This is a genomic window from Corynebacterium sp. HMSC062A03, assembly GCF_001811145.1.
In the GTDB taxonomy this organism is placed as follows: domain Bacteria; phylum Actinomycetota; class Actinomycetes; order Mycobacteriales; family Mycobacteriaceae; genus Corynebacterium; species Corynebacterium aurimucosum.
In genome coordinates this window covers 1-25,033 of sequence record NZ_KV803645.1, presented here as the reverse complement: position 1 = coordinate 25,033, position 25,033 = coordinate 1, and the positions used below count along the sequence as shown (strand labels likewise).

The window sequence follows — 25,033 nt, the reverse complement described above, 5'->3', positions numbered from 1 at the left end:
GAATTGGAGATGCCGAGAAGTGTAGTTTATTCTTTCCAGCCCTGAGTGATTTTATGCGTGAATTCTGTCACTGAACCGAATTCCGGACCAAGGGCCACGATCGGCCCGTCTGATAGTCCAGCTGTAATCGCCGCGCCGGCCTTCGTCGCCGTCGGATCCGGGTCCTCCATCACGAACACCGTACCGCCATATGCGGTGGCATTCACCACATTGGCTAAGGGGCTATCTTTCGTCGCCACTATTACCGGTGCCATCTGCGCATCACGGCGCGCTTGCGCGGGAATCGCCGGCATCTTCTCCTTGGTAAGCTGCTGCGGCAGCGGCTCCCACGCGGCCTTGAGCTCCGTTTTCGTAGAGGAATCCAAGCGCGCGATGTTATCAACCATGCGCTCACGGTTCATCACTACTTTGGAATCAAAACGAAAAGCGGTGTACTCCCCCAACGCCTTGGTGTTTCCTGGGTCGTGGATGACCTCGAGTTGCCCGCTCTGGCTAGCCCACGGGACGTTGCCGATAACCAGGATTCGGTCAACATCAAGGTCATTGAGCAGTTGTGAAATCTGCGGGCGAATCAAATCGTCGTAGGTCACCATGGGAACGCGCTGCGACACGCTCAACGTCGCTGCGCGCAAGGCCGCAGCATCCGTCTCCTCGGCGAGGATCAGCGAATTGCTCTCCTTGAAAAATAAACGTGCCGAATCGATTCCCCAACGGTCCCCAACAACGGTGACTTCATCGGCGAATTGAGGATCAATGAGCCGCAGGCGGTTTTCCTCGCTCGCGCGAGCCAGATCAATCTCAGACTCAGGGAGAGCGGTGATGTCTTGAGTCAAGAGGGGCTCACCGCGTCCCAGCGATGAGCACCCTACGGCTCCCAGAGCGGTCATGCCCAGCAGTAGCGCCGCGGAGACGGCCTTTAGCCCACGTAGAAATGGAACCTTAACGAGCAAAGGCCTGCGGCCCCTCCTCGCCACCAGAGAGATTCGCCTCGTCCACGTCACGCACTACCTTTTTGTTCAGCGCGTATTCAACGATGCCAACGAAGCGCTCGCGGCGGTCAGCAAAGAACTGGTGCACAGTCTTTGCGGTCAGCAGCTCTGGTTCCAGTTCGTGGGAGGCCAGCACGCTATCGAACTCAGCATCCTCCATGATCGATTTCGACTGCACGCGCGGCAGGTAGCGCTCGGGCGAATGCCCATCGATGACAACCTCGGTGCGTTTGCCCATCGGAGTGCGGTTCAGCACGGAGTTTGCCAGCACGCCGCTGACGCCGTGGCGCTCGCACCAGCGAAGTGGGAAGACGGGAAAGAAGCCCGGCTGCAGTTCCTCAAAGCTATGGCGACTAAACGGACGGCCCGTACGCCAGTCCTTTGCGCCACGAGCCATGAGCAGGGCGTACAGGCCGTGCCACACTCCGTCGTGCTCTCCTACCGACAACAGGCGGGACTCGCGGAAGGAGGCATCACGGACGGTCTTCGGAACATCCTCGGTGTCGCCTGCAACCCATGCGGTGACCTCGTCGACATCGCGTGCGGCACGTAGCTTCACGGCCGACGAGCCGTAGAGCTCACCAAAGACGCCGCTCCAGAACCACTGGTTGAGGCGGTCCCAGGATTCCTGGCTCGACAGCACGCCCTTCTTCTCCGCCAGACGTGCCAAGATCACCGCCAGCGGAATGATCTGCTCGGAATAGGGCACCTGCTCCAAAGATAGGATGCAGCGCTCAGCTAAGAATTCAGCCACCTCACGGAAAGTAATCACTAGGGTTTGCGAAGCCTTGCGGTACTCCGACAACGAGAGCTGCAGGATATCCTCGCGCTGGCCGCCAGCGTTGCCCTTCTCCCCCGACACCAGCAAAGACACTGCCGACAAGAACTCATTACGGCCAATTCCGTCGAGCGCTCGGAAGGCACGCAGCTGCTTCTCGACGGCCGCCCAATCCTCCGCCAGGTGAAAGTCCGGGTCCTCGGAGGCAAAGACTGCGGTGAGGAGATCGAAGACATCCATCTGCAAACCAGCCGAGTTCACCTGCGCGAAGATGGAGCCAATGCCAGCGCTCGCAGTCTCACGAGAAAGACGGATCATCGGCACAGTGTAGCCGGACAGGGGGCGCAGAATCCGGTTGTTGAAGGCAGCAACAACATCGCGATTGGCGCCGTCATTAGCTGCCGCGAGCTCGAAGAGCATGCTAGTGCCCTCCTCGCTCAGGAGCGCGGAGACGGGAATGCAGCATGCTTCCACGGCGGCCTCACGGCTGTTCAAAGAAGACTCGAGCTCTGGCGCGAAGTGGGAGCGCAGCTCGCCGTGTTGGTTGATAGCGAAGACGGCCTCATCCGGCATGATGTCCTCGGAGGTCGCCTTATGCAAGTCTACAAAGTACTTGCGGGAAACCTTCTTGGAACGAAAATCAGTGGTATCGACAAAACCCTCGCCACGGAAGCAGTGGTACAGAGTGGTCAACCTCTGCTGACCATCGAGCAGAAGCAGACCGGGGTTTACCCCGGTATTGGGCGCACCTGCGAGCGGCCGCGGCCGAAAGCGCATAGCCTCGTTGCGGGTATCCAAGGCCATAAATGCGCCGAGCGGGTAGCCGCGCAGGACAGTGACGATCAACGATCGGATGCGGTCCTCGTCCCAGGAATAGGAGCGCTGGAAATCGGGAAGCTGAATATCACCGCGATCGATGCGGGCGAAGAGGTCATTAAGGTCATAGCTTGGCGTAGAGAAACCCATGGCCTCAACCCTACTCTCGGATGTGGGAATGTGCCCGTTTGTGCGCGAACATCACAAAACAAAAGATTCCCGTTGACCACTGCACACAGGCCAACGGGAATCTTCAGATAAACGCGGTTTAGGCAGTTGCGTCCAGCGGATTCTTTACCCAGCTCATGAGATCGCGCAGCTGGGAGCCAGTCTGCTCGATCGGGTGGGAGTTCACCTTGGCGCGCAGATCCTCGAGCTCCTTGTTGCCACCCTCAACGTTGGCAACGAGGCGCTTGACAAAGGTGCCGTCCTGAATATCGGTCAGGACATCCTTCATACGCTCCTTCACGGAAGAGTCGATGACACGCGGTCCAGAAAGGTAGCCGCCGAACTCCGCGGTGTCAGAACAGGAGTAGTTCATGTTCTTGATGCCACCCTCAACGATGAGATCAACAATGAGCTTCAGCTCGTGGCAGACCTCAAAGTAGGCCATCTCCGGCTCGTAGCCAGCCTCGGTAAGGACCTCGAAGCCGTTCATGATCAGGTACTCCACGCCGCCACACAGGACGGCCTGCTCACCAAAGAGGTCGGTCTCAGTCTCATCCTTGAAGGTGGTCGGGATAACGCCGGCGCGGGCACCGCCGATGGCTGCGGCGTAGGACAGGGTCAGTTCGCGTCCCTCGCCCTTCGGATCCTGTTCGGTGGCAATCAGGCAAGGAACGCCCTTTCCGTCAACGAACTGGCGGCGAACCAGGTGGCCCGGCCCCTTCGGAGCGACCATACCGATGGTGATGTTCTCCGCCGGCTTGATCAGACCGAAGTGGATGTTGAGGCCGTGGCCGAAGAACAGTGCGTTGCCGTCCTCCAGGTTCGGCTCGATGTCCTCGGTGAAGATGGCAGCCTGAGAGGTATCCGGCGCCAGCAGCATGATGACATCAGCCCACTTGGCAGCCTCAGCATTGGTGAGAACCTTGAAGCCAGCCTCCTCTGCCTTCTCGCGAGACTTGGAGCCTTCGCGCAGGCCGATGGCGACCTCAACGCCGGAGTCACGCAGGTTCATTGCGTGGGCGTGGCCCTGGGAGCCATAGCCAATGATGGCGACCTTGCGGCCCTGGATGATGGTCAGGTCTGCATCGGAATCGTACAGAGTCTCAATAGCCATGTTTGATGTTCCTTTTCTCTTTGGGTTCGTGAGCACTACTCATCCAGTAGTAACTCTGCCTATTGAATTTGTATCACACTTTGGGACAGTCCGCCCACATTGTGAGATTTTTTATTTGCTCGGTGCCATCGCCTTCGGGCCACGACCCAGCGCGACATTTCCGGACTGCACCAGTTCGCGAATGCCGAAGGGCTCGAGGACATCGAGAAGCGCCTGCAGCTTGCCGGGCGTTCCGGTGGCCTCCACCACCACGGACTCCGGCGATACATCCACGATGCGGGCACGGAAGATGTTCACCGCATCGACCACCTGGGGGCGGTTCGAGTTATCCGCAGCCACCTTGACCAGCATGATGGCGCGGGCAATGGTGTTTTCCTCTTCCAGCTCCACCACCTTGAGCACCGGAACAATCTTGTTGAGCTGCTTTGTCACCTGCTCGATGACAACCTCGGAGGCGTCCACAACGATGGTCAGGCGGTTGATTCCCTCGGTTTCAGTCCGCGCGGAGACCAGCGAGATGAGGTTATAACCACGGCGAGTGAACATACCGGTCACACGGGAAATGATGCCCTCAATATCCTGGACACGCACGGACAGGATGTGGCGAGTGATATCGTCTTTAGCCATTACTCTTAGGCCTCCTCGAGGGATTCGTGGATGTCGGCCGGTTCCTCGGCCGCGGACTCATTTTCATCAAACAGCGGGCGCAGACCAAGGGCGTATTGGATTTCCTCATTGGAGGCGCCGCCGCCAATCATTGGCCACACCTGGGCATCTTGGCCCACGATGAAGTCAATGACCACTGGACGGTCAGTGATTGAGCGCGCTCGTTCAATCGCTGGGCCAATCTCTTCCGCGGTGGTGACGCGAATGGATTCGCAGCCCAGGGCCTCGCTGAGCTTGACGAAGTCCGGGACGTACTCATCGTGCTCACGCAGCTTGGTATGGGAGTACTTATTCTCATAGAAGAGCGTCTGCCACTGGCGCACCATGCCCAAGTTTCCGTTATTAATGACAGCCACCTTGATGGGGAACCCTTCCACCGCAGCGGTGGTGAGCTCCTGGTTAGTCATCTGGAAGCAGCCATCACCGTCAATTGCCCAGACTTCACGCTCCGGGCAGGCAGCCTTGGCGCCGAGCGCTGCGGGCACTGCATAGCCCATCGTGCCGGCGCCACCGGAGTTGATCCAGCTGCGTGGGTGCTCGAAGTCAAGAAACTGGGCCGACCACATCTGGTGCTGGCCCACACCCGCGCAGTAGATCGCCTCCGGGCCCACGATTGCGCTGAGTTGCTGAATAACCTCTTGCGGATTGAGCAGGCCGTCTGCTGTCGGCTCGAAACCGCGCGGGAAGCGGCTCTGCAGGTCTCCCAGGTACTCCATCCACGGGCCAATTCGCGGGGCATCCAGCTCCGCATCATTGGCATAAGCCTTTGTCAGGCGCAGAAGCACCTCGCGGGCATCGCCCACGATGGGGACAGCTACCTCACGGATCTTGCCAATCTCGGCCGGGTCGATATCTGCGTGAATAACCTCGGCATGGGGAGCGAAGGTGTCGGTATCACCGGTCACGCGGTCATCGAAGCGCGCGCCCACGGCGATAATGAGGTCAGCGCGCTGGAGCGCGGCGACGGCCGGTACCGTTCCGTGCATGCCGGGCATACCCATGTGTTGCGGGTGGTTATCCGGAAAAGCACCGAGCGCCATGAGGGTGGTCACCACCGGGATGCCGGTCAGCTCAGCAAACTCGCGCAGCTCGCGGGAGGCACCTGCCTTGATGACGCCGCCACCAACATAGAGCACCGGACGCTCTGCGCGAGCAATGCGCTGAACAGCCTGCGTAATCTGGCGCGGGTGCGGGGTCGTGGTGGGCTTATAACCCGGCAGGTCCGGCATCACAGGGCCGGAGTACTCCATCAGGGCGTTCTGGACATCCTTCGGGATATCCACGAGAACTGGGCCCGGCCGTCCGGTGGAAGCCAGGTGGAAGGCGGCAGCAATAGCCCCCGGGATGTCCTCTGCCTTGGTGACGATGAAGTTATGCTTCGTAATCGGCATGGTCACACCGCGGATATCAGCCTCTTGGAAGGCGTCGGTGCCCAACAACGAACTGCCGACCTGTCCGGTAATAGCCACGACGGGCACGGAGTCCAGGTTTGCATCCGCCAGCGGGGTCACCAGGTTGGTGGCACCTGGACCGGAGGTAGCAATCATGACGCCGACCTTTCCGGATGCCTGCGCATAGCCTTCTGCTGCATGGCCAGCTCCCTGCTCGTGGCGGGTGAGCACGTGGCGCAGCTTCGTGGATTCAAACAGGGCGTCGTACAGCGGAAGCACGGCGCCGCCCGGAATGCCGAAGACCAGCTCGGTGCCCAAATCTTCGAGGGTACGGACAATGGCGTGTGCGCCCGTGATGCGCTCGGGCGCCCGCTGTGGCGGTGTGGAAGCTGTCACGGTTGGTGTGCTCCTTTAGTGGGGGTGGATATCGGAGAGATCATCCAACGAATAACGCCCCCGTCTTTCCTTCCTGGGTGTGAAGGTAACGGGGGCGCATGCTGGTCGACGTCACTAGCGGACTCGCTACGGCTCGCGCCGCCCGGGTACTACTACGAGGTGAAGTCGAATAATGATCATGGGATAAACTGTACACTGATAGAAACGCCACCGCAGGCCTTTACCCCCATTTTTGGGATTTATTTCTCATTTAGCGAGATTCCACAGGTGGGGCGGTTCGCCACCGCGCCATATTGTCAATTACGATGACCCACTATGACGTCCTCACACCCGCAGAACGCATCTTCTCGCGCCGAACACCCCACGGCCGAAACGTTCAAGCCCACTCGCGAACACCTCCTCGGCATCGGCATCCTCGCCGCCATCGCTTTCCTCAGCATTGGCTGGGCCCCGAAGTACCTCTTCTGGATTCTCATCTTCCCCGTGCTGGCCATCTGGTGGGTCCTGCGGGCCCGCACCACCGTGGACAGCACGGGCATCCACATCACCTATGGCTTCCGCGGCCCCAAGCACATCGAGTGGAAAGACTTCCAAGGAATCGGTTTCCAGCGCTCGAAAGCCTATGCCCGCACCAGCAGTGGCAACAACCTCAACCTGCCGGGAGTGACTTTCAACTCCCTCCCCCGCCTCGCTGCCGCTTCCAATGGGCGCATCCCCGACGCCCTGAGCGCTGGCCGTGACGCCGCCGATGACAAGGTGGTCATCGTCCACCGCGATGGCCAACAGATCCTCCTCACCAAGGAGGAATACGCCGAGTACCTCGAGAAACACCCCGAACTGAAGGATTAACCATGTACCCTCTCCGCTCTAAAGTCACCACCGTTGGCCGCCAGGCATCCGGTGCCCGCGCACTGTGGCGCGCTACCGGCTCCAAGGAGAGTGACTTTGGCAAGCCGATCGTCGCCATCGCCAACTCCTTTACCCAGTTCGTCCCCGGCCACGTCCACCTCAAAAACGTCGGCGACATCGTGGCCGATGCCGTCCGCGAAGCCGGCGGCGTGCCGAAGGAGTTCAACACCATTGCTGTTGACGACGGCATCGCCATGGGCCACAGCGGCATGCTCTACTCCCTGCCTTCGCGGGAGATCATCTCCGATTCCATCGAGTACATGGTCAATGCCCACACTGCCGACGCCCTGGTGTGCATTTCGAACTGCGACAAGATCACCCCGGGTATGTTGAATGCTGCACTGCGCCTCAACATTCCCACCATCTTCGTCTCCGGCGGCCCGATGGAAGCCGGCAAGGCCGTCGTCGTTGACGGCGTGGCGCATGCACCGACGGATCTGATTACGGCGATCACGGCCTCGGCCAGCGATTCCGTCTCCGACGAGGGCTTGACCCGCGTGGAGGAATCCGCCTGCCCTACCTGTGGTTCCTGCTCCGGCATGTTCACCGCCAACTCCATGAACTGCCTCACCGAGGCGCTCGGCTTGGCCCTGCCGGGCAATGGCACCACGCTGGCTACCCACAGCGCCCGCCGAGATCTCTTCGAGCAAGCTGGCCGCACCATCGTGGAGATGTGCCGACGCTACTACGGCGAAGAAGACGACGCCGTTCTCCCGCGCTCCATCGCCACCAAGGAAGCCTTCAGCAATGCCATGGCTCTGGATATGGCTATGGGTGGTTCCACCAACACCATCCTCCACACGCTGGCCGCCGCACAGGAGGGCGAGGTGGACTTCACCCTCGAGGACATCAACGAGATCTCCTACCGCGTACCGTGCCTGTCCAAGGTGGCCCCCAACGGCACTTACCACATCGAAGACGTGCACCGCGCCGGCGGCATCCCCGCCATCTTGGGCGAGCTGCGCCGCGCCGGCCACGTGAACCTCAAGGTCCACACCGCCCTCTACGACAACGCCGAGGAGTGGCTCGATGATTGGGATATCCGCGGCGGCAAGGCCACGGAAGCCGCTCTCGAGCTTTTCCACGCCGCACCCGGCGGTGTACGCACCACCGAGCCATTTAGCCAGTCCAACCGTTGGGATGAGCTGGATACTGACGCTGCCAATGGCTGTATCCACGACGCCGAGCACGCTTTTTCCTCGGACGGTGGCCTGGTCGTCCTGCGCGGCAACCTCGCCCCCAACGGGGCCATCGTCAAGGCCGCCGGCGTGGAGGAAGAGCTGTGGACCTTCACTGGCCCGGCCCGCGTGGTGGAGTCCCAGGAGGAGGCCGTGTCCATCATCCTCAAGAAAGAGGTCCAGCCGGGCGATGTCATCGTCATTCGCTACGAGGGGCCCGCAGGTGGTCCCGGCATGCAGGAGATGCTGCACCCGACTTCCTTCCTCAAGGGTTCCGGTTTGGGCAAGGCCTGCGCTTTGATTACAGATGGCCGTTTCTCCGGCGGCACTTCCGGCCTTTCCATCGGCCACATCTCTCCCGAGGCAGCCCACGGCGGCCTCATCGGCCTAGTGGAAAACGGTGACCCCATCACCATCAACATCCGCGAGCGCCAGCTCTCCCTCGACGTCGACGAGGAAGTTCTCGAACGCCGCCGCGCCACTGAGGAGCAGCGCGAGAAGCCCTGGACCCCGAAGCACCGCAACCGCCCGGTCACCAAGGCCCTGCGCGCCTACGCCAACATGGCCACGTCCGCTGACCGTGGTGCGGTGCGCGTGGTGGATGGCCACGTCCAGTAGGCCATCCCGGCCATAATGAGCGGCAGTGCCACCCAGGCCAAGGACGAGCGCCAGCGGATAATAGCTTCCGCTGGTGCCCACAGGCCCTCGGGCGGCGCAGCGCTGGAAACTAGGCACCACCAGACCACTACGATGAGTAAGGTTCGCGCGGGACTGCCGGGGATCACCACCGTCGCAATCACTGGTAGCAGCCAGATGCAGTAGTAGCCCTGCATGAGACCAGTAGTCATTAGCACTCCGGCAAAAAGAACACCGAGTGAGCAGTACACCCACACCACTGGCTGCTCGCTCTTATAACGCCACAGCGCTACTAAGGATAGAGCGACCACAACGAGGAACGCCACGGTCGATCCGGTGATGGCAGCCTCAGACCAGCCAAGCTGCCTGCCTACCCCCTCAATGGAGCCATTGTTGTAGTCGCGTGCCTGTCCCAAATATGGCAGGAGGCGATCAACGTAGTCCTGTGGACGAGCCATGGTGAGCCACCCAGCGAGAAAAACTACCGCCATGAACACGCCGGCCACGACCAACACCGTTATGTGTCCAGACAACAATGAAACCACAGCCAGCGCGAGGAACTGGGGCTTGATGGTCATGGCCACCCCCAGGATGATTCCAGCCGCAACCGCCACCCAGGACTTCAATGAAGCACGCCAACCGCGACGCAGCATCTTGATGGTCAACAGCGCAAAAAGAACCTGCAGCAAGAAAAGAAAGCCATTGATATTGGTTAGACTCAGCGTGCTGCGCACCGGCTCATTGAAGGTGCACGCAACGATAACCAGCACGGCGAACACCTGCCCCCTATAACGCGCGGCAACGGAGGCCGCAAGCAGCCACAGAGCGGAGAAGATAGAGGCCGCGCCCAGCCACATCATGATGGTGCGGGCGATGTCACGGCCGGGCAACCAGCCAATGGGCCCGAGCAGGAATGTCGCCCCTGGTGAATACAGGTAATGGGGATCGAGGGTGGAATAGTCCTCATCATAGACCGGCCGACCGTGTACGTATTTGTCGACGGCGTTCCAAATGGGATCAAAATCAGATCCCGTGGTCCCGGCTGGGGACCACACTACGGCAGCAAATACCATAACGCCAGCAACGAAATAGAGCACCCGGACGGCCGGAACACGCCAATCAGGGTCAGAGGCCGGGGGAAGTAGGTTCTTCAACAAGTTCATCGCTAGGTAGCGTACCACCGTACATTTGGCGCTCTAGCCCGTCACTCAACATGGCGGCGAACGTGTTGGTGAGATGCGAAGAATCGCGGTAAACTATCACGTTGCCGATCACGCCAGGGCAACGCTCTGGACCACACATGGCGTTTGTCAGGTCAAGGTGAGTGACATCCAACCCAGCCAGTGCGCTCACGGCAGGGTTCTCAGCCAACAGTGAGTCGTCTCGCTCCACGCCGCAATCAAGCAGGGGATCGCCTGCAACGTATCCACCCGCAGCCACGCAGTCACGCACATCTAAGGGGCCTGCCGAGGTGTGCGGCCAGGGCGTGTCGCGCAAACCCCACACTCGCATGCCCGCACTGTTGAGGCGTTCGACCACCGTGCGGAGTCCCTCGGGAGTCTGCTCGGGCCCCATGGTTCCTGGCGCTGGCTGGGTAGAAATGAGAAAGGTGCCTTCCGTAGCTGGATTGGCCTCCATGTATTCCAAAGCAGCCTCGGTCCAGGCGGCGCACTCCGGGTAGTCGTGTCCGTCGGAGCGCTTAGGCTCACCGCCTGGGAAGCAGCCCATCTTCAGCAGCGGAACAATTCGAATCCCCTGGTCACGACCCACGATATCCAAGGTCGTCAATATATGGTCCGCATGTGAATTTCCAAACAGGTACATCGTACGAGCGGATTCCAGGTCACCGTATGCGCACGGTATATCCTCAGTGTTTCGCTGATGCGTCAGAATCGGCTCTTCATGTTCAAAAAGTGCCGTGCAGCCATCGGCGTGCGAGGCCGGGTAGAAAGACTCAATAGGGTTGAGAGCATTCGGCACCGGGTCACGCGGCGGCACCTCAACACCGTTTAGGAGAGCATCGGGGCCGGGATAGTCAATAGTGTCGCTCTCGCTAATGCTCGCGGTTGAATCCGAAACCGCAGGAGGCTGCGCCCACGCGGCCAGTGCTATAGCTGAGACGGTTAGCGCCGCGATACCTGCCGTCGCACCCTTTTCTACACCGACTAACCTCCCTGGCGCCCAAGAGCGCTCTCCGGGTTTAGTTTTCTGCCGAGTCGGCACCTCCACGTAGCTCAGCGTGAGCCAGGCAAGCACCACCGAGAGGGCAATGACGCCGGCACCCGCCGCAAGTCCACGGGTAGTGCCAACAGCAGCGAGAATGCCCATACCATCGCGGTTGGACTCTCCCCCACTGAGTAGATAGGTAACCAACACCAACAATGGCCAGTGCCACAAGTAAAGACTGTAAGAAATTCGACCTAAGAATTGGAATGGTGCGGTGGTCAGAAGCCGACCGAGACGCGAGGAAGGTCCCGCGACGATAATGAGAGCCGCGCCCGCAAGCGGCATCAGCGTCGCAGGGCCGGGGAACTGCTGGGCGCCGTCCATGACTACTCCGGTGGCCAGGATGAGCGCTAGGCCAACAAGACTCCAGTCAGTCTTCCGATGACCGGCCCCAGCAGTTCCAGACATGCGGTGGGTTCCCGGTTGTGTCAGCCACAGCCCCAGCAGCCCGCCGAGGCCAATCTCCCAGAAACGGCTGAGCGGTGAGTAATAATTTGTACCTTGGTCAACACCATGCAGATACATCGCGTAAAGGAAGCTGGCCAGCGTAGCAATGCCGAGCCCCCAAGGGGCCATGTTTATACCACTGACCTGGGCCTTACCTTCACGGCGTCCACAGAGCCGGTACACACCTGCACACAGGAAGATGACCAGTAGGGATCCTAGATAGATTTGCAGCTGGGCTGACATGGACCACAGGTGTTGATACGTACTCACATCTTGACCAATGGCAGCGTAGTCCTGTCCGGCAGCCGATAAAGCGAAGTTTTGGACATAGGCTAAGGAGCTCAGCGCCTCCCGGCCTTCTCTTCCCCACCGCGTCGGAGGGAAGACTATTAGGGCTAGGGCCAGCGTGACAGTGACCGTAACCACGAGCGCCGGAAAGAGTCGACGCAGCATCCTGATAACCACTTGGACTGGGGTTAGCCCCCGAGGGTTGAGGGCGTTGCGAATTTGGGGCCCGAAAAAGAAGACTCCGCCGATAAGCAGGAAGACGTCGACGCCCGCTGAGACCTTGCCCACGAAGACGTGGAAGAACACGACCAGCGCGATGGCCAAGCCGCGCAGGCCGTCAATGTCTGTACGATACGTCGATGATTTCGCCATAGCCCCTAAATCCTAGGACATTCGGGCTCTAAAACCGTCATCGGCATGATGCGTGGGAACGCTGATGCCTTGTGAACTGTGCCCACGATCAATCTACGGCCAAAGCCTTAAGCGCCGCCAAATGACCATCGAAAGCTGTTTTACCTTCCTCCGTCAGAGCGACCCATACCGAATCTTTAGCGCGGCTGGTGCCGTACTCACGGAAGCGCGTGACGTAGCCAGCTTTCTCTAATGCACCAAGCTGCTTGGACAGGGAGGCGTCGGAAAGCTCCGTGCGGTCACGCAACATAGCGAACTTCATCTCACGGTTTACTTCCCCACCCTGCGTGGCACCGAAAGCATTGAGTGTGGCGCAAATCTTAAAGCGATTGAGCGGGTGAATTACCGGATCGAGCCCATTCATCGCGGCATCCTATCCAGCGCACCCGTGTGCAACGTCCAAAAGACCGCCAAGCTGCACAGCACACCTGCGATGCACGAGGCAATAACGTGCCCTTCAACAAAAGGATTGAACAGTGCCGGCAGAATCATGAAACCCAAACCCGCAAAATACCGCCAGGTGACACTCCGTGACGCATGCGGATCCACCTTCTGTCGCATCGAATCCCTCACCCCCGTGCGATAAAAGAAGGCGAGACTCACCAAGAGCGCGAGTACAAGAAGCAGTCCACCAACAAGAACGAGAGGATGGACGTCATCCTTGATCCACATGTAGGCAAACCACGCACCGTACACCACCGCTGCGAGCAGGCTCAACCAGATGGGCGGCCGCTTGGCTGCGGCCAGCCGTTGTTGCTCCTCAAATGCAAGTGCGTCCCGAACATCCTGATCAGACAAAACTAAAGCTCCCCTCCTGCGGCACCAAAGTCATTGTTTTCCATTACAGAAAACAACTTACTTTACGCAATGGAAAACAACAAGAGCTTGTATATAGCTGCAGGCTGGGAGCGTAGAAACGCGCTGACAACGCCTAGTTTATCGGGTTAACGCCAGCGCCAAACCACCAGATAGCGACCAACGCGGCCACGCCAATGACGACGAAAATCCAGGACGTTGCCAGCGGGCGGCGAGTCCAGGAGCGATTGAAGTCCAAGGAGATGAATCCCGGGCCGGTGAACTGCAGGGCCACCGCGATAACGAAGAGGACGAGACCCAGCCAGACACTCTCATTCCACGCGAAGACATCCAACCCGGCACCGGAGGCGTTGAGGCCGTGGATAGCGGAGAAGCCCGTGACGATAAGGCCGAACATAGCGGCCAGCGGTGTCACCAGGCCGAGAAGCAGGAAGGCTCCGGCAATGAGCTGAACAGTCGGCACACCGATGGCCAAGGCTGCAGCCATGGTGTACTCGCCGAACTCCTTCTCCAAGCCGGACAGTCCCTCGTTACCGCCGAGCTTAAAGAAGGTCGAAGCACCCGCCACGAGCAGGTAAACGCTGAGCGCTAGGCGCACGAAGAGCAGACCGAAGTCGATGGTGCCGCGACGTGCCGGCTCCGGCTTCTCCTCCACCGCTGCTGCCTCGGAGTCCACGGCGGGGTCGGCAACAGCAACCGTGCTTGGTACCTCTTCATAGCTCTCAGTTGCCACAGGTTCAGTTGTGGTATCAGCGGCAGCGGTTGCCGATACCGGCATAGCAGTTGTCTCCGCTTCGGACTCTGTCGTCGCCTCAGCGCGCGGGAAGGCGGTGGTCTCGGTTTCTGCTGCAGCACTGTCGAAAGACAGGGAGCCACGGGAGGCGCTCTCAAAGGTTTCGGTCTTGGCTTCAGGCTCTGCTTCAACGGCAGGCTCCTCGGCCTTCTTGGGCTTAATCACTTGCGGCTCGGCACGTCCGGGACGCTGGAAGAGGCTGCTCTTCTTCGGCTTATCGGTAGCTTCTTCTTTAGACGTGCTGTCCTTCACGGAGTCTTTCCCCGTGTAGGTCGGAATATCGTCATCAAAGTCGGTGGCTTTATCAGGAGTTTTATCGCTCATACCTCCAACTTAAGGCAGCACAGCCCCCTTATGGTGCATCTTTATCGGCGCGGCGCGAAGCTAAAACTGCACGGCCTGCGTCTAAGACATCGGCTGTGAGGTCCGCAAGCAACTCCGACTCCAACCGCCAGCGTTGCCAATAGAGGTCAATGTCGAGCGGGAAGTCGTCGAGAAGCACCAGCTCCCCGGTCTCCAGCAAGGGCTGTGCCTGCAGGCGCGGCACTAAGCCCCATCCCAGGCCATAGCGCACTGCTTCGACATAACTCTCCGAAGAAGGAATCTGGGACACCCGCGCACGCAGAACATGGGAATCAATGAAGCGCTCGCGCATGGCGTCATCCAAGGTGGCGTCGTTCGGACTGAAGCCCACGATGGGCAGGGTCTCCCAGTCCTCGAAAGTCTCCGCCAGAGCGGGCGCGGCGACGGCAAAGTAGCGCATGGTACCGAGGTACGTGGATTCACAACCTGAGACCGGGTTTTGCTCGCGCGTAACCGCGCCCAGCACATCACCCCGGCGCAACATGGCGAGTGTACGGGCTTCATCTTCGATGCGGATGCGCAGCGCCGCCTCACCGCGCTCGGCGGTGCTCTGGATTACAGGGCGGAACCACGTGGCCAGGGAATCCGAGTTGATAGCAACGGTGAGTGGAACGCGGGACAGGCGCTCGGTCAGCCGCGCATCCGCCTCAGCTTGGACCAGCGCCATGCGCCGTGCTGCTTGGGCGACGATCTCCCCTGCTTCAGTCACGGTGACCGGAGTGCCGCGGCGCAGAAGGATGCGGCCGGTCGAAACTTCCAGCGCTTTGATGCGCTGACTGACGGCCGAAGGAGTGATTCCCAACACAGCCGCAGCCTCCTCGAAGGATCCTTCATCGATGATGGCCAGCAACGTTTCGGTATGGAGCGGATTCATGAAGCTATATTAAACCAGCTGTAGAACATTTAACTAGACTTCATATGGCGCTATGCGCAGACTAGAAGCCATGTCAGTATTGCTTGCAGGATTTGCGCTAGGTCTATCCCTCATCATCGCCATCGGACCGCAGAATGCCTACATCATCAAGATGGGCATTAAACGCGATCATGTCGGCGCCATCCTGTTGGCGTGCTTGCTTTCCGACGTCATCCTCATCACCGGCGGCACCGCCGGAGTCGGCGTCCTCGTCGAGCGCTTCCCCACCGCGCTCGTCGTGGTCAAGTATTTAGGCGCGGCCTACCTCATCTACTTTGGGTTCACGTGCTTCCGCGACGCGTTTAAGAAGGAACAGGACTCACTGGTCATTGAGGAAACCGCACCAGTGGCGCAGATCGTCGAAGACAACTCGGGCAATTCGGGAGCTTCAGGAACCTCCGTACTCACCAAAATTCGCCCCCGCGTGCGCTCGAATTCCTGGGTCAAGCCGGTCCTCGGTGCGTTGGCGCTGACCTGGCTCAATCCCTTGGCCTACGTCGACGCGCTGGTCATGCTGGGCTCCATTGCGAACCAATATGGCGACCAGCGCTGGGTCTTCGCAGGCGGCGCGATTTTGGCCAGCTCCGTCTGGTTCCCCTCCCTGGGCTTTGGTGCCTGGAAACTTTCCCACGTGCTGGCCAAGCCGACGACGTGGCGCGTAGTCAACATCGTCATCGGCTGTGTCATGCTTGCGCTGACGGCAAAGCTCCTGCTCTTCTAATCTTTCTTTGATTCTTCTGGGAGCTCTTCGTCTTCGGCAGGGTCTCCCACCGCGCCGGTCTCCTCGACCCAGGCCTTAATTTCTTCGTCGCTGCGGTCCTGCTCCACGCCCTCGCGCTCAGTGTAGTAGGAGTGATCGTTGCGGTTTTCCTCCCAGCCTTCCCTGTCGAAGTCTAGGTCTTCATCCGAATCCAATTCATCGACGACATCGGAGACAAGATCCTCGAAGAGGGCTTCATCATCCATGTTGGAATCAGCGATCTGCTGGCCGATCTCGTCGTCGTAACGAGCTGCGTCGTACTCCGAATCGGGGTGCAGCTTGAGGTGCAACAGGGCGCGGATGCGCTCACGGCGCAGCCCCTCGTCCTTGATCTTGCCCAGGGAGCGCAGCCAGCCAATAACCAGGATGGCCACGAGGACGATGCCCATGTAACCCAGTACTGGGTAGACATACTGCATCAGTGCCTTGAAACCGGCAAAGGACACGGCGAAGCCAGCGAGGCAGCCTACGATGAAGATGATGCGGTACTTCGATTCCTTGCCAGAGGACAAACGCTTACCCAGCGCGTAAAACATACCGATGGCCGTGTTGAAAATCATCAGGTAAATGATGATGGCCATAATGACGCCGAGTGTTGGGTGGATATTGTCTACCAGGGTCAGCATCGGAATATCGGAATCGCCCACGCTCTCTGCGTTCATGAGCAGCGAGAAACCGGCGATGGCCATGAGTACCGCGTAAACCGCGCCGCCCACGATGCCGCCGACGCCCGCCTCGCGCGGGCTGATATTATCGCCGCCGATCACCAGGGACATCGATACAGCCAGGATGAGGGCTAGGCCGTTGTAGTTCAGCGCGGAGATAAGCCAGTGCGGGATTGGGGATTCAATCGCTTCGGATGCAGTAATTGCAGCGTCGACACTGTCCGGCATATGCAGCAGTGTATAAGCGCCGGCGAAGAGCACCGCGATGATGATGGTCGGCGTAAGAAGGCCAATGACCTGGGAAACCTTATCAACATCGAACATGCCCGTGATCAGAACCAGGACGAGCATGAGCAAGGAACCAACCCAGGCAGGCCAGCCGAACTGTTGCTGCATGTTGGAACCGGCACCGGCCAGCATGACAAAGCCCACCGCAAAGAGCGTAAGGATCACTGCGACATCCAGAATGCGCGAAATGATCGGGTGGGTGATGTTCCGAAACACTTGGTTGTGCTCGCTGGCGTGGAAATAGCTTCCCAGCTGGAGGAAGACCGTGCCGGCGAGGGTCATGACTAGGCCGGCGACCAAAATTCCCCACATGCCAGGAATACCGAAGGACGTAAAGTACTGGACGACTTCCTGCCCCGTGGCAAAGCCCGCACCAACGAGCAAGCCAATAAAGGACAAAGCGAGGCCCATAACGTTTTTATAAGACACGTTTTCCTATCTGCTTTCTATTTTCTTCTTCTTATGCTTAATGACTAGTGCATAAAAACGCGCCATACTTTGACATAAGTATGACGGTACATAGTCTCTACCTTACGCCACGCTGATAGGAAAACATGTGTGCGGCTGTAGAGAGCTTGCTCCAACAACCGCTAAAGCATGAGACGGCTCACCTCTTAGTGCTCAGCGAACGTCGCTGTGTCAATGACGAAACGGAACTTCACATCACCCGCCACGACTCGCTCGTAGGCGGCATCAACCTCGTCGACGCCCACCTTCTCGATCACCGCGCCCAAGCCGTGCTCAGCACAAAAGTCCAGCATCTCCTGGGTTTCCGCGATGCCGCCGATATTGTTACCCGTGAGCACCTTGCCGCCGCCGACTAAGCGGTTGAGGCGCAGTGGTAAGGCCTCTGGCGGCAGACCCACCACCGACATGATGCCGCGGGGTTTGAGCATCCGCAGGTAGTCCTCGAGGCTGTACTCTGCGGAAATGGTCGAGAGAATAAAATCGAACTCCCCGCGATGCTTCCTGAAGAAGTCCTCTTTTTCGGTGGTGGCCAAGGTACGGCTCGCTCCAAGCTCTGCAGCTTCTTCAGCCTTGCGAGAAGTGCGCGAGATGACCGTGACATCCGCGCCCTTCGCGGCAGCGATCTGCACGCCCATGTGCCCCAGGCCGCCCAGGCCTACGACGGCCACCTTTTGACCTTCCTTCACATCCCAGCGTGCCAACGGAGAGTACGTGGTGATACCGGCGCAGAGCAGGGGTGCTGCTACGTCGAAGTCGAGTGCATCGGGGATGCGCAAAACGAAGTCTTGGTTCACCACGATTTTTTCGGCGTAGCCGCCTTGGGTGATGGTGTCATCAACGTCGGTGGAATTATAGGTCCCCACGCCACCATTGAGGCAGTTTTGCTCCATTCCGGCTTGGCACTGTTCACATTCGCCGCAGGAGTTCACCAGACAGCCCACGCCGACGCGGTCCCCCACCTTAAATTTGGTGACCTCCTCCCCCACGGCGGAGACCACACCAGCGATCTCATGGCCGACGGTCAGCGGAAAATGCGCTTCGCCCCACTCGTTGCGGATGGTGTGGATATCCGAGTGGCAGATTCCTGCGGCCTTAATGTCGATGACGACGTCATCGGCGCGCGGCTCGCGGCGCTGGATGGTCACGACCTCGAAGGGCTCGTTCGGGCCGGTCTTCTGCAGGGCTTTGGTAGAAATAGTCATGGCGACCACGGTACCCCGCAGCCGCCTGACCTCGCCTAATGGAAATCTCTACCGGCTAGGAGAGCTTCTTCGCAATCAGCTTGTTGACCTGTCCCGGGTCAGCCTTACCTTGGGTGGCCTTCATGACCGCGCCCACGATAGCGCCGGTGACCTTCTTATTGCCGGCCTTGTATTTCTCCACGATGTCCGGGTTAGCGGCCAGGGCATCGTCGACGGCCTTCTCAATCGCACCATCATCGCGCACGACCTCGAGCCCGCGCTTGGCGACGACCTCGTCGACATCACCCTCACCGGCCAGCACACCGTCGACCGCCTGACGGGCCAGCTTGGTGGTCAGCTTGCCTTCCTTAACCAACTCGACAACGCGAGCAACCTGCGCCGGGGTGATGTCGAGAGCACTCAGCTCAACGCCGGCCTCATTGGCCTTACCAGTCAGGTAAGAAACCCACCAGGAGCGCGCCTCATCCGGGGTGGTTCCGGCTTCCACGGTTTCGATGATGAGATCAAGCGCGCCAGCGTTGACCAGGTCACGCATCTCCTCGTCCTTGAGGCCCCACTCCTCTTGGATACGGGCGCGGCGAATCCACGGCATCTCCGGCAGGGTCTGGCGGATTTCTTCGACCCACTCGCGGGAAACAATCACCGGAGGCAGATCCGGGTCATTGAAGTAGCGGTAGTCCTCCGCAGTCTCCTTCGGGCGGCCCTTCGAGGTGGAGCCATCGGTTTCCTGGTAGTGGCGGGTTTCCTGGATGATCTCGCCACCGTCGACAAGCACCTGCGCCTGGCGCTGCATCTCAAAGCGCACGGCCTGCTCGACCGAGCGCAAGGAGTTGATGTTCTTGGTTTCGGTACGGGTGCCGAACTCCTCCTGGCCCACCGGGCGCAGCGAGACGTTGGAGTCAACGCGCATCGAGCCCTGATCCATGCGGGCATCAGAAACGCCGAGAGCGGCGACGAGCTCACGCAGCGCCGTCACGTAGGCGCGCGCTACCTCAGGGGCACGCTCACCAGCACCCATGATTGGCTTGGTCACAATCTCAATGAGGGGAATGCCCGCGCGGTTACAATCCACCAGCGAGGAGGTTGCGCCGTGGATACGGCCATCGGCGCCACCCAAGTGGGTGAGCTTGCCGGTGTCCTCCTCCATGTGGGCACGTTCAATCTCTACGCGCCACTCGGTGCCGTCGTCGAGGACGACGTCGAGGTAGCCGTCGTAGGCAATCGGCTCATCGTACTGAGAGATCTGGTAGTTCTTCGGCTGGTCCGGGTAGAAGTAATTTTTGCGGGCAAAGCGCGAAGACTCCGCAATCTTGCAGTTCAGCGCCAGGCCAATCTTGATGGCGCCTTCCACGCCCTTGGAGTTCACTACGGGCAAAGCGCCTGGCAGGCCCAGCGACACCGGGTCCACGTTGGAGTTGGGGGCTGCGTTGAAGTTCGTGGGTGAGGTGGAGAACATCTTGGTCTCCGTATTGAGCTCCACGTGAACTTCCATGCCCATAACGGGATCGAACTTTTCAAGGACCTCATCATAGTCCATCAGGTCATACATCGCAGCAGTCATGCGTGCCATCTTAGTATGTCAGCGCGACACCGTGCGCAACCGCCTAACCCAACAAGGTGATGCCGTGGGTAATGAGAATTTTGGCAATCATCGCCGCCGGATAGACCATGGCATAGCCCAAAGAAACTCGCTGGTCAGTATTGGTGCGATTGTTAACGAAAGCCAACACCGCCGGCTGCGTTTGTGCGCCAGCCATGGCCCCCGCGGTCTTTGTTGCACCAACATGCAGGAAGCGCCGCATCACAAAGGCGAACCCGGTGGCTACCAGCGTGGTGATGATTGCACCGAGCAGGAGAATTTTCCACCACGAACCACCCGTAAAGGCGCCGGCAATCTCCCCACCCGCATTCGTTCCGGCCTGCGCCAAGAAGAGCAGCAGGCCTAACTCGGAAAGAATCGTGTTGGCCGAGTGCGGCAATGCGGTGACCGTGTTGCCAATGCGCCCGATGCGCGCCATGATCAGCGCCACGATGAGGACGCCCGCGGCAGCGCCGAGGCTAAAGGAAGAACCTCCCGGTAGAGGGATCTCGAGGTGGCCCACGAAAACGCCGAGAGCCATGCCTAAGCCGAGGGAGACCGGGTTGATATCCGTCAGGCCTTGGGAGGAATCACCGAGAAAAGCAGAAATCTCCCGCAGAGACTTCTTTGAACCGACGACGCGCACGCGGTCCCCCAGCTCTACGATGTGTTCGGGGATTGCGACCTGGTCGTTATCGGCCCGCCGAACACGCGAGATTCGTGCGCCCCAACGATCCGCCAATTGGTTATTCAGCTCTGCGATGGTCAGACCGGCCAAGTTGTGCTCCGACACAGTGATGCGGCGAAAATCTAGCTCGTGGCGGTCATCGTTGAGAATCTGTGGCGACTCACGCCCAGCGTCCTCAATAATGTTGTCGAGGTCCTCGGGGGCGCCGACAAGCGTGACGACATCCCCCGGGTGTAGCACATCAAAAAACTTCGGCAGGACGATCACGTTGCTGCCTACTCGGCGTAAACGGGTGACCTGCACTTCCCCATTGCCAATGTCCGCGAGCTCTGCAACGGAGGTCTCACGCAGAATCTGCATGTGCTGGCGCGTGACGGGTGACAGGGTGTCGTCGTCATTACCGGCGTCGCGAAGCACCAGCACAGTCGCCGCGAGCATACCGATGACGCCAAACAGATAAGACACCGCATAACCCACCGTTGCTGAGCCCGGATCGCCCGTAGCCTCCGAGGCCGCCGCCAAAGCAGGGGTATTTGTCACCGCGCCAGCGAAGGTACCGGCGATAGTGGCACTCGACAACCCAAAGACATAGGTCCCCAGCCCCCAAGCAGCGAGGGCGGCGACGATAAAGACCGCGATCATGGAAAGCACGGGGCCAGTCGCAGTTTTCAGCGACTTGAAGAAGGACACGCCGGAGTTGTTGCCAATGCCAAAGGCAAAGAGCACCAAGCCAAACATACCCAAAATGGGAGGAACGGAAGCTTCGACGCCGACGGCGGAGGCAGCGGCCGAGAAAGCGATGCCCAAGAAGAGCACGGCTGCCGCGCCCAAGCTGATGCCCCGTGTCTTAATACCGCCGAGGGCCATGCCGAGGCCAATCAGCAGGAACACCAAGAGAACCGGCTGATCAGCCAGGAAAGCTAATACGCTTGTCATAATCCTTTATTAACTAAGGGTGAGTCCTAGTGGTGTTTAACCAAAGAGGGCTTGAGCGTTGGCATAACGCTTGGCAGGAACCACCTTCAGCTTGCCCACGGCCTCCTCGAGCGGCACGAGGTCGATGTTTTCGCCGTGCAAGGCCACGCACATTCCGGACTGTCCATTGTGCGCGGCGCGGGCAGCATGGGTGCCATAACGGGTTGCCAGCACGCGGTCATAGGCAGTTGGCGTACCACCACGCTGGATGTGGCCGAGGACGGTAGTGCGCACGTCGTAGCCGGTGCGCTTCTTGATCTCATCACCGATGACCTGGCCAATTCCGTTGAAGGTCTGGTGGCCGAACTGGTCCACGCCGCCTTCTTCGAAGTCCATGGTGCCTTCCTTGGGCAGAGCGCCCTCGGCAACGCAGACGATGCCGTACTTCTCACCCATCTGGAAGCGGCGCTCCATTGCCTTGGTGATATCTGCGATATCGAATGGAACCTCAGGGATCACCGTGTAGTGCGCACCACCAGCCATGCCAGCATGCAGTGCGATCCAACCGACGTGGCGGCCCATGACCTCCACGATGAGGATGCGGTCGTGGGATTCAGCGGTGGTGTGGAGGCGATCGATCGCATCGGTTGCGACGGAGACTGCGGTGTCGAAACCGAAGGTGTAGTCCGTTGCATTGACGTCATTGTCAATTGTCTTCGGCACGCCGACGACTGGAATGCCATTATCAGACAGCCACTTGGCGCCCTTCAGCGTTCCCTCACCGCCAATGGCGATGAGCGCATCGACCTCAGCATCAGCCATGTTGGCTTTGATGATATCCAACCCAGCCTTGAATTTATCTGGGTGGAGGCGGCCGGTACCAAGGATGGTTCCGCCGCGCAGAAGGATGCGGTCAATCTCAGCGTCGTCATAAAGGTCACGGCGGCGGTCTTCCATGAGGCCAACCCAGCCGTCCTCGTAGCCGACGACCGTATCGCCGAACTCGTTGGATGCGGTGCGAACGACCGCGCGGATAACAGCATTCAGACCGGGGCAATCACCACCGGATGTCAGTACAGCAAGACGCATGACATCCAATCTACTCGCTTCCCTATAGGCTCGCAGTTTCCACTACCGCATGCAGGGTGTCGCGGAAGAAGAGCGAAGCCACACACCCCGCCGATAGCATCGCAACGATGACCACGAGGGAATCCGCGGCCCCCGCTACCTGCATAACCGCGGAAACAGCGGCCACGCCGATGACCGAACCCACCTGCCGAGAAGTGTTATAGACGCCGGATGCAGCACCCATGAGATCTGCGTCAATATCGCGCATCGTCGTCGCGGCGTTGGAACCCCAGATGAAGGACTGCCCCGCCCCCAGCGCCGCGCAGGGCAGGCACAACCACCAGGCCGACACTTCGGCGTACATGAGGAACCACAGCGCGAGGAAGGTTGCAATCAGGATGCCGAATCCCGCGACCGCCAGACGCCGTGGGTGCAGCTTATCCGCCAGAATGCCCGCCAAGGGCGACACGCACAGAGAGACCAGCGCCATAGGTGTAACGATGAGCCCGGCATCCCGCGACGACATGTCCTGCTCGACCTGCAGCCACATCATGATTGGAATCATCATCGACGCCGCCATAAAGCCCATGGACACGATGGCCACTGAACCTGCGGAGTAGTTGCGGTCATTAAACAGCACGAGGGGGACGAGCGCCGCCTTCCCCCGCGATGATTGCAAGCGCACGAAGATGTAGATGCCCACCACACCAGCAAGGAGCAGGGCCCAAATCCACCACGGCCAGCCCGTCTCTGGGCCCTGCTGCACTGCGAACACAAAGCACGTTAACGCGATAAACGACGCCCCCACCGACACAAAGTCAATCTTCCCCGTCGCCGTCGGCAAGGAAGGAACCCACAGACCGGATAAGACGATTGCAGCGACGACGAAAGGTATATGGATCCAAAACACCGCCTGCCACCCGAAGGCGGCGACAACGAAGCCACCCAAGAGCGGTCCGGCAAGCGTGGCCAAAGACCCAACCACTCCCCAAACGCCGAGCGCACGGCCGCGCCGCTCGCGGGCAAAGATACGGTTGATGACGGCCATAGTCTGCGGCATTTGAATCGACGCGCCGAAACCTTGCAGGGCTCTTGCTGCGATAAGAAACTCCACCGAGGGCGCTAGCGCGCACAGCAGCGCGCCGATACCAAAGAGCCCGACGCCCAACTGGAACATGTTCTTCTGACCGTAAATATCGCCGAGGCGGCCGGTAAACAACAGCGGCACGACCACGGCGAGCAGATAGATGGCGGAGACCCACAGCACCTGGTTGACATCGGCGCGGAACTCACGGCGGACGTCGGGAAGCGCGACGGCAATCATCGATTGGTCAAGCAAGGACATGAAAAAGCCCAGTGATAGCGCGGCCATGGCGAGCCAAGCCTGCTTCTCCGACGGCGGCGTTCCTGCGAGTTTCATGCAGCGAAGTCTAGCCACCGCACACTCACGCGGCCTAAACTGAAGCGCATGGGAATGATTGATATCAAGAAACCACAGGATGTATCAACGGCAGCGACCGTCACGCTAGGCCTTATCGGCGGGTGGCTCACCGCCCGGGAGACAGGCATTCGCCCGCTTGGCGGCGTGGTGCTTGCCGCCGCTGGCGTCTGGGCGGGCCGCAGCTGGTGGGCGAAAACGAACCCAGCCACTACCGCTGGCTTGGCAGCTCTATACACCGGCGCTTTCGGCCTCTCCCACCCGCTGGCTAAGAAGATGGGCTCCTGGCCGGCAGTGCTGACCGTCACCGCCGCAAGTGCTGGCGCTGCCTACGCGCTTTCCGACGCCAAGTAGATCCATTCCACGCCCCTTCGCGCGGTCTTTGACGGCCGGAGGGGCGTTTCACGTTTGTGCACAGGCAGACACCACCCACATCCGTTAAGTATCGAATATCTAGGCGAAATGCTCAGCCGCTACCCCCGTTTATAGTAACGACTTGACATGAATTTAGCGCTAACTATGGCTATGTGTGGCGGTGGCCGCTAGGATTATGTTTAGAACATTTCTTCTAACTCATGTTGATCTCGGGGGAGATACCATGACCACTACTGCTACACGCCCGCCTACCTTCTGGGGTTGCCCGCAAATCGTGGACACGTAGTGG

The 25,033-nt window shown here is 59.7% G+C and carries 21 protein-coding genes; 4 read left to right on the top strand and 17 right to left on the bottom strand.

Annotated features, from left to right (window positions below; genetic code table 11):
* Positions 1-26 precede the first annotated feature (26 nt).
* From HMPREF2781_RS00115 to HMPREF2781_RS00095, 5 genes are all read right to left on the bottom strand, one after another.
* A complete protein-coding gene (locus HMPREF2781_RS00115) occupies positions 27-833 on the bottom strand; it encodes a hypothetical protein (protein ID WP_246821740.1) in 807 nt (268 codons plus the stop codon).
* A 106-nt stretch (positions 834-939) separates the two neighbouring features.
* Positions 940-2,733 carry a GmrSD restriction endonuclease domain-containing protein gene (locus HMPREF2781_RS00110; RefSeq protein WP_070643333.1) on the bottom strand — a complete coding sequence of 598 codons (1,794 nt, stop codon included), beginning with the start codon at positions 2,731-2,733 and terminating at the stop codon, positions 940-942.
* A gap of 118 nt (positions 2,734-2,851) precedes the next feature.
* Positions 2,852-3,865, bottom strand: coding sequence for a ketol-acid reductoisomerase (ilvC, locus tag HMPREF2781_RS00105; RefSeq protein ID WP_070643330.1), 1,014 nt, complete (start codon positions 3,863-3,865; stop codon positions 2,852-2,854).
* A 111-nt stretch (positions 3,866-3,976) separates the two neighbouring features.
* On the bottom strand, positions 3,977-4,492 hold the full coding sequence (ilvN, locus tag HMPREF2781_RS00100) for an acetolactate synthase small subunit (RefSeq protein ID WP_010186907.1): 516 nt from the start codon (positions 4,490-4,492) through the stop codon (positions 3,977-3,979).
* A 5-nt stretch (positions 4,493-4,497) separates the two neighbouring features.
* On the bottom strand, positions 4,498-6,318 hold the full coding sequence (locus HMPREF2781_RS00095) for an acetolactate synthase large subunit (protein WP_070643328.1): 1,821 nt from the start codon (positions 6,316-6,318) through the stop codon (positions 4,498-4,500).
* A gap of 315 nt (positions 6,319-6,633) precedes the next feature.
* On the opposite strand from HMPREF2781_RS00095, the gene HMPREF2781_RS00090 reads away from it, so the two are divergent.
* Positions 6,634-7,167 (top strand): PH domain-containing protein, encoded by a 534-nt coding sequence (locus tag HMPREF2781_RS00090; RefSeq protein ID WP_070643325.1) that lies wholly within the window; start codon positions 6,634-6,636, stop codon positions 7,165-7,167.
* Positions 7,168-7,169: 2 nt separating this feature from the next.
* Complete coding sequence (ilvD, locus tag HMPREF2781_RS00085) at positions 7,170-9,023, top strand: dihydroxy-acid dehydratase (protein WP_070643322.1); 1,854 nt, start codon at positions 7,170-7,172, stop codon at positions 9,021-9,023.
* Here ilvD and HMPREF2781_RS00080 read toward each other — a convergent pair.
* From HMPREF2781_RS00080 to HMPREF2781_RS00055, 6 genes are all read right to left on the bottom strand, one after another.
* A complete protein-coding gene (locus HMPREF2781_RS00080) occupies positions 8,957-10,204 on the bottom strand; it encodes a glycosyltransferase family 87 protein (protein ID WP_070643320.1) in 1,248 nt (415 codons plus the stop codon). The two genes, ilvD and HMPREF2781_RS00080, sit on opposite strands and share 67 nt — an antisense overlap.
* Complete coding sequence (locus HMPREF2781_RS00075; protein ID WP_070643317.1) at positions 10,167-12,374, bottom strand: acyltransferase family protein; 2,208 nt, start codon at positions 12,372-12,374, stop codon at positions 10,167-10,169. The genes HMPREF2781_RS00080 and HMPREF2781_RS00075 overlap by 38 nt, the downstream gene beginning before the upstream one ends.
* A gap of 88 nt (positions 12,375-12,462) precedes the next feature.
* Positions 12,463-12,777 (bottom strand): transcriptional regulator, encoded by a 315-nt coding sequence (locus tag HMPREF2781_RS00070; protein ID WP_070643315.1) that lies wholly within the window; start codon positions 12,775-12,777, stop codon positions 12,463-12,465.
* The gene (locus HMPREF2781_RS00065) at positions 12,774-13,211 is read right to left on the bottom strand and encodes a hypothetical protein (protein ID WP_070447645.1); all 438 of its coding nucleotides are present in this window, start codon (positions 13,209-13,211) and stop codon (positions 12,774-12,776) included. Before HMPREF2781_RS00065 ends, HMPREF2781_RS00070 begins: the two co-directional genes overlap by 4 nt.
* A 133-nt stretch (positions 13,212-13,344) precedes the next feature.
* Positions 13,345-14,346 (bottom strand): DoxX family protein, encoded by a 1,002-nt coding sequence (locus HMPREF2781_RS00060; protein WP_070643313.1) that lies wholly within the window; start codon positions 14,344-14,346, stop codon positions 13,345-13,347.
* A 28-nt stretch (positions 14,347-14,374) separates the two neighbouring features.
* Positions 14,375-15,259, bottom strand: coding sequence for a LysR family transcriptional regulator ArgP (locus tag HMPREF2781_RS00055; protein WP_070643310.1), 885 nt, complete (start codon positions 15,257-15,259; stop codon positions 14,375-14,377).
* 70 nt (positions 15,260-15,329) lie between these two features.
* Here HMPREF2781_RS00055 and HMPREF2781_RS00050 point away from each other — a divergent pair, with 70 nt between their 5' ends.
* Entirely contained in the window at positions 15,330-16,019 is a 690-nt protein-coding gene (locus tag HMPREF2781_RS00050) for a LysE/ArgO family amino acid transporter (RefSeq protein ID WP_070643308.1), read from the top strand.
* Here HMPREF2781_RS00050 and HMPREF2781_RS00045 read toward each other — a convergent pair.
* The 6 genes from HMPREF2781_RS00045 to HMPREF2781_RS00020 all read right to left on the bottom strand — a co-directional run bounded on the left by HMPREF2781_RS00045 (position 16,016) and on the right by HMPREF2781_RS00020 (position 24,351).
* Complete coding sequence (locus HMPREF2781_RS00045) at positions 16,016-17,440, bottom strand: YkvI family membrane protein (protein ID WP_070447657.1); 1,425 nt, start codon at positions 17,438-17,440, stop codon at positions 16,016-16,018. The genes HMPREF2781_RS00050 and HMPREF2781_RS00045 overlap by 4 nt on opposite strands.
* A 185-nt stretch (positions 17,441-17,625) precedes the next feature.
* On the bottom strand, positions 17,626-18,681 hold the full coding sequence (locus HMPREF2781_RS00040; protein ID WP_070643305.1) for an NAD(P)-dependent alcohol dehydrogenase: 1,056 nt from the start codon (positions 18,679-18,681) through the stop codon (positions 17,626-17,628).
* A gap of 55 nt (positions 18,682-18,736) precedes the next feature.
* Positions 18,737-20,242, bottom strand: a complete 1,506-nt coding sequence (gatB, locus tag HMPREF2781_RS00035; RefSeq protein WP_070447664.1) for an Asp-tRNA(Asn)/Glu-tRNA(Gln) amidotransferase subunit GatB — start codon at positions 20,240-20,242, stop codon at positions 18,737-18,739.
* A 43-nt stretch (positions 20,243-20,285) separates the two neighbouring features.
* Positions 20,286-21,884, bottom strand: a complete 1,599-nt coding sequence (locus HMPREF2781_RS00030) for an aspartate:alanine exchanger family transporter (protein WP_070447667.1) — start codon at positions 21,882-21,884, stop codon at positions 20,286-20,288.
* A 36-nt stretch (positions 21,885-21,920) separates the two neighbouring features.
* The gene (locus tag HMPREF2781_RS00025; protein WP_070643298.1) at positions 21,921-22,952 is read right to left on the bottom strand and encodes an ATP-dependent 6-phosphofructokinase; all 1,032 of its coding nucleotides are present in this window, start codon (positions 22,950-22,952) and stop codon (positions 21,921-21,923) included.
* 22 nt (positions 22,953-22,974) lie between these two features.
* Positions 22,975-24,351 carry an MFS transporter gene (locus HMPREF2781_RS00020; protein WP_070643295.1) on the bottom strand — a complete coding sequence of 459 codons (1,377 nt, stop codon included), beginning with the start codon at positions 24,349-24,351 and terminating at the stop codon, positions 22,975-22,977.
* A gap of 48 nt (positions 24,352-24,399) precedes the next feature.
* Here HMPREF2781_RS00020 and HMPREF2781_RS00015 point away from each other — a divergent pair, with 48 nt between their 5' ends.
* Complete coding sequence (locus HMPREF2781_RS00015) at positions 24,400-24,723, top strand: hypothetical protein (RefSeq protein WP_049157219.1); 324 nt, start codon at positions 24,400-24,402, stop codon at positions 24,721-24,723.
* Positions 24,724-25,033: the final 310 nt, after the last annotated feature.

Bases quoted from the DNA above. Each gene is read 5' to 3' on its own strand.
- HMPREF2781_RS00110 (WP_070643333.1), bottom strand. From the start codon at position 2,733: ATGGGTTTCTCTACGCCAAGCTATGACCTTAATGACCTCTTCGCCCGC.
- ilvC (WP_070643330.1), bottom strand. From the start codon at position 3,865: ATGGCTATTGAGACTCTGTACGATTCCGATGCAGACCTGACCATCATC.
- ilvN (WP_010186907.1), bottom strand. From the start codon at position 4,492: ATGGCTAAAGACGATATCACTCGCCACATCCTGTCCGTGCGTGTCCAG.
- HMPREF2781_RS00090 (WP_070643325.1), top strand. From the start codon at position 6,634: ATGACGTCCTCACACCCGCAGAACGCATCTTCTCGCGCCGAACACCCC.
- ilvD (WP_070643322.1), top strand. From the start codon at position 7,170: ATGTACCCTCTCCGCTCTAAAGTCACCACCGTTGGCCGCCAGGCATCC.
- HMPREF2781_RS00080 (WP_070643320.1), bottom strand. From the start codon at position 10,204: ATGAACTTGTTGAAGAACCTACTTCCCCCGGCCTCTGACCCTGATTGG.
- HMPREF2781_RS00075 (WP_070643317.1), bottom strand. From the start codon at position 12,374: ATGGCGAAATCATCGACGTATCGTACAGACATTGACGGCCTGCGCGGC.
- HMPREF2781_RS00070 (WP_070643315.1), bottom strand. From the start codon at position 12,777: ATGAATGGGCTCGATCCGGTAATTCACCCGCTCAATCGCTTTAAGATT.
- HMPREF2781_RS00060 (WP_070643313.1), bottom strand. From the start codon at position 14,346: ATGAGCGATAAAACTCCTGATAAAGCCACCGACTTTGATGACGATATT.
- HMPREF2781_RS00055 (WP_070643310.1), bottom strand. From the start codon at position 15,259: ATGAATCCGCTCCATACCGAAACGTTGCTGGCCATCATCGATGAAGGA.
- HMPREF2781_RS00050 (WP_070643308.1), top strand. From the start codon at position 15,330: ATGTCAGTATTGCTTGCAGGATTTGCGCTAGGTCTATCCCTCATCATC.
- HMPREF2781_RS00040 (WP_070643305.1), bottom strand. From the start codon at position 18,681: ATGACTATTTCTACCAAAGCCCTGCAGAAGACCGGCCCGAACGAGCCC.
- gatB (WP_070447664.1), bottom strand. From the start codon at position 20,242: ATGACTGCTGCGATGTATGACCTGATGGACTATGATGAGGTCCTTGAA.
- HMPREF2781_RS00030 (WP_070447667.1), bottom strand. From the start codon at position 21,884: ATGACAAGCGTATTAGCTTTCCTGGCTGATCAGCCGGTTCTCTTGGTG.
- HMPREF2781_RS00025 (WP_070643298.1), bottom strand. From the start codon at position 22,952: ATGCGTCTTGCTGTACTGACATCCGGTGGTGATTGCCCCGGTCTGAAT.
- HMPREF2781_RS00020 (WP_070643295.1), bottom strand. From the start codon at position 24,351: ATGAAACTCGCAGGAACGCCGCCGTCGGAGAAGCAGGCTTGGCTCGCC.
- HMPREF2781_RS00015 (WP_049157219.1), top strand. From the start codon at position 24,400: ATGGGAATGATTGATATCAAGAAACCACAGGATGTATCAACGGCAGCG.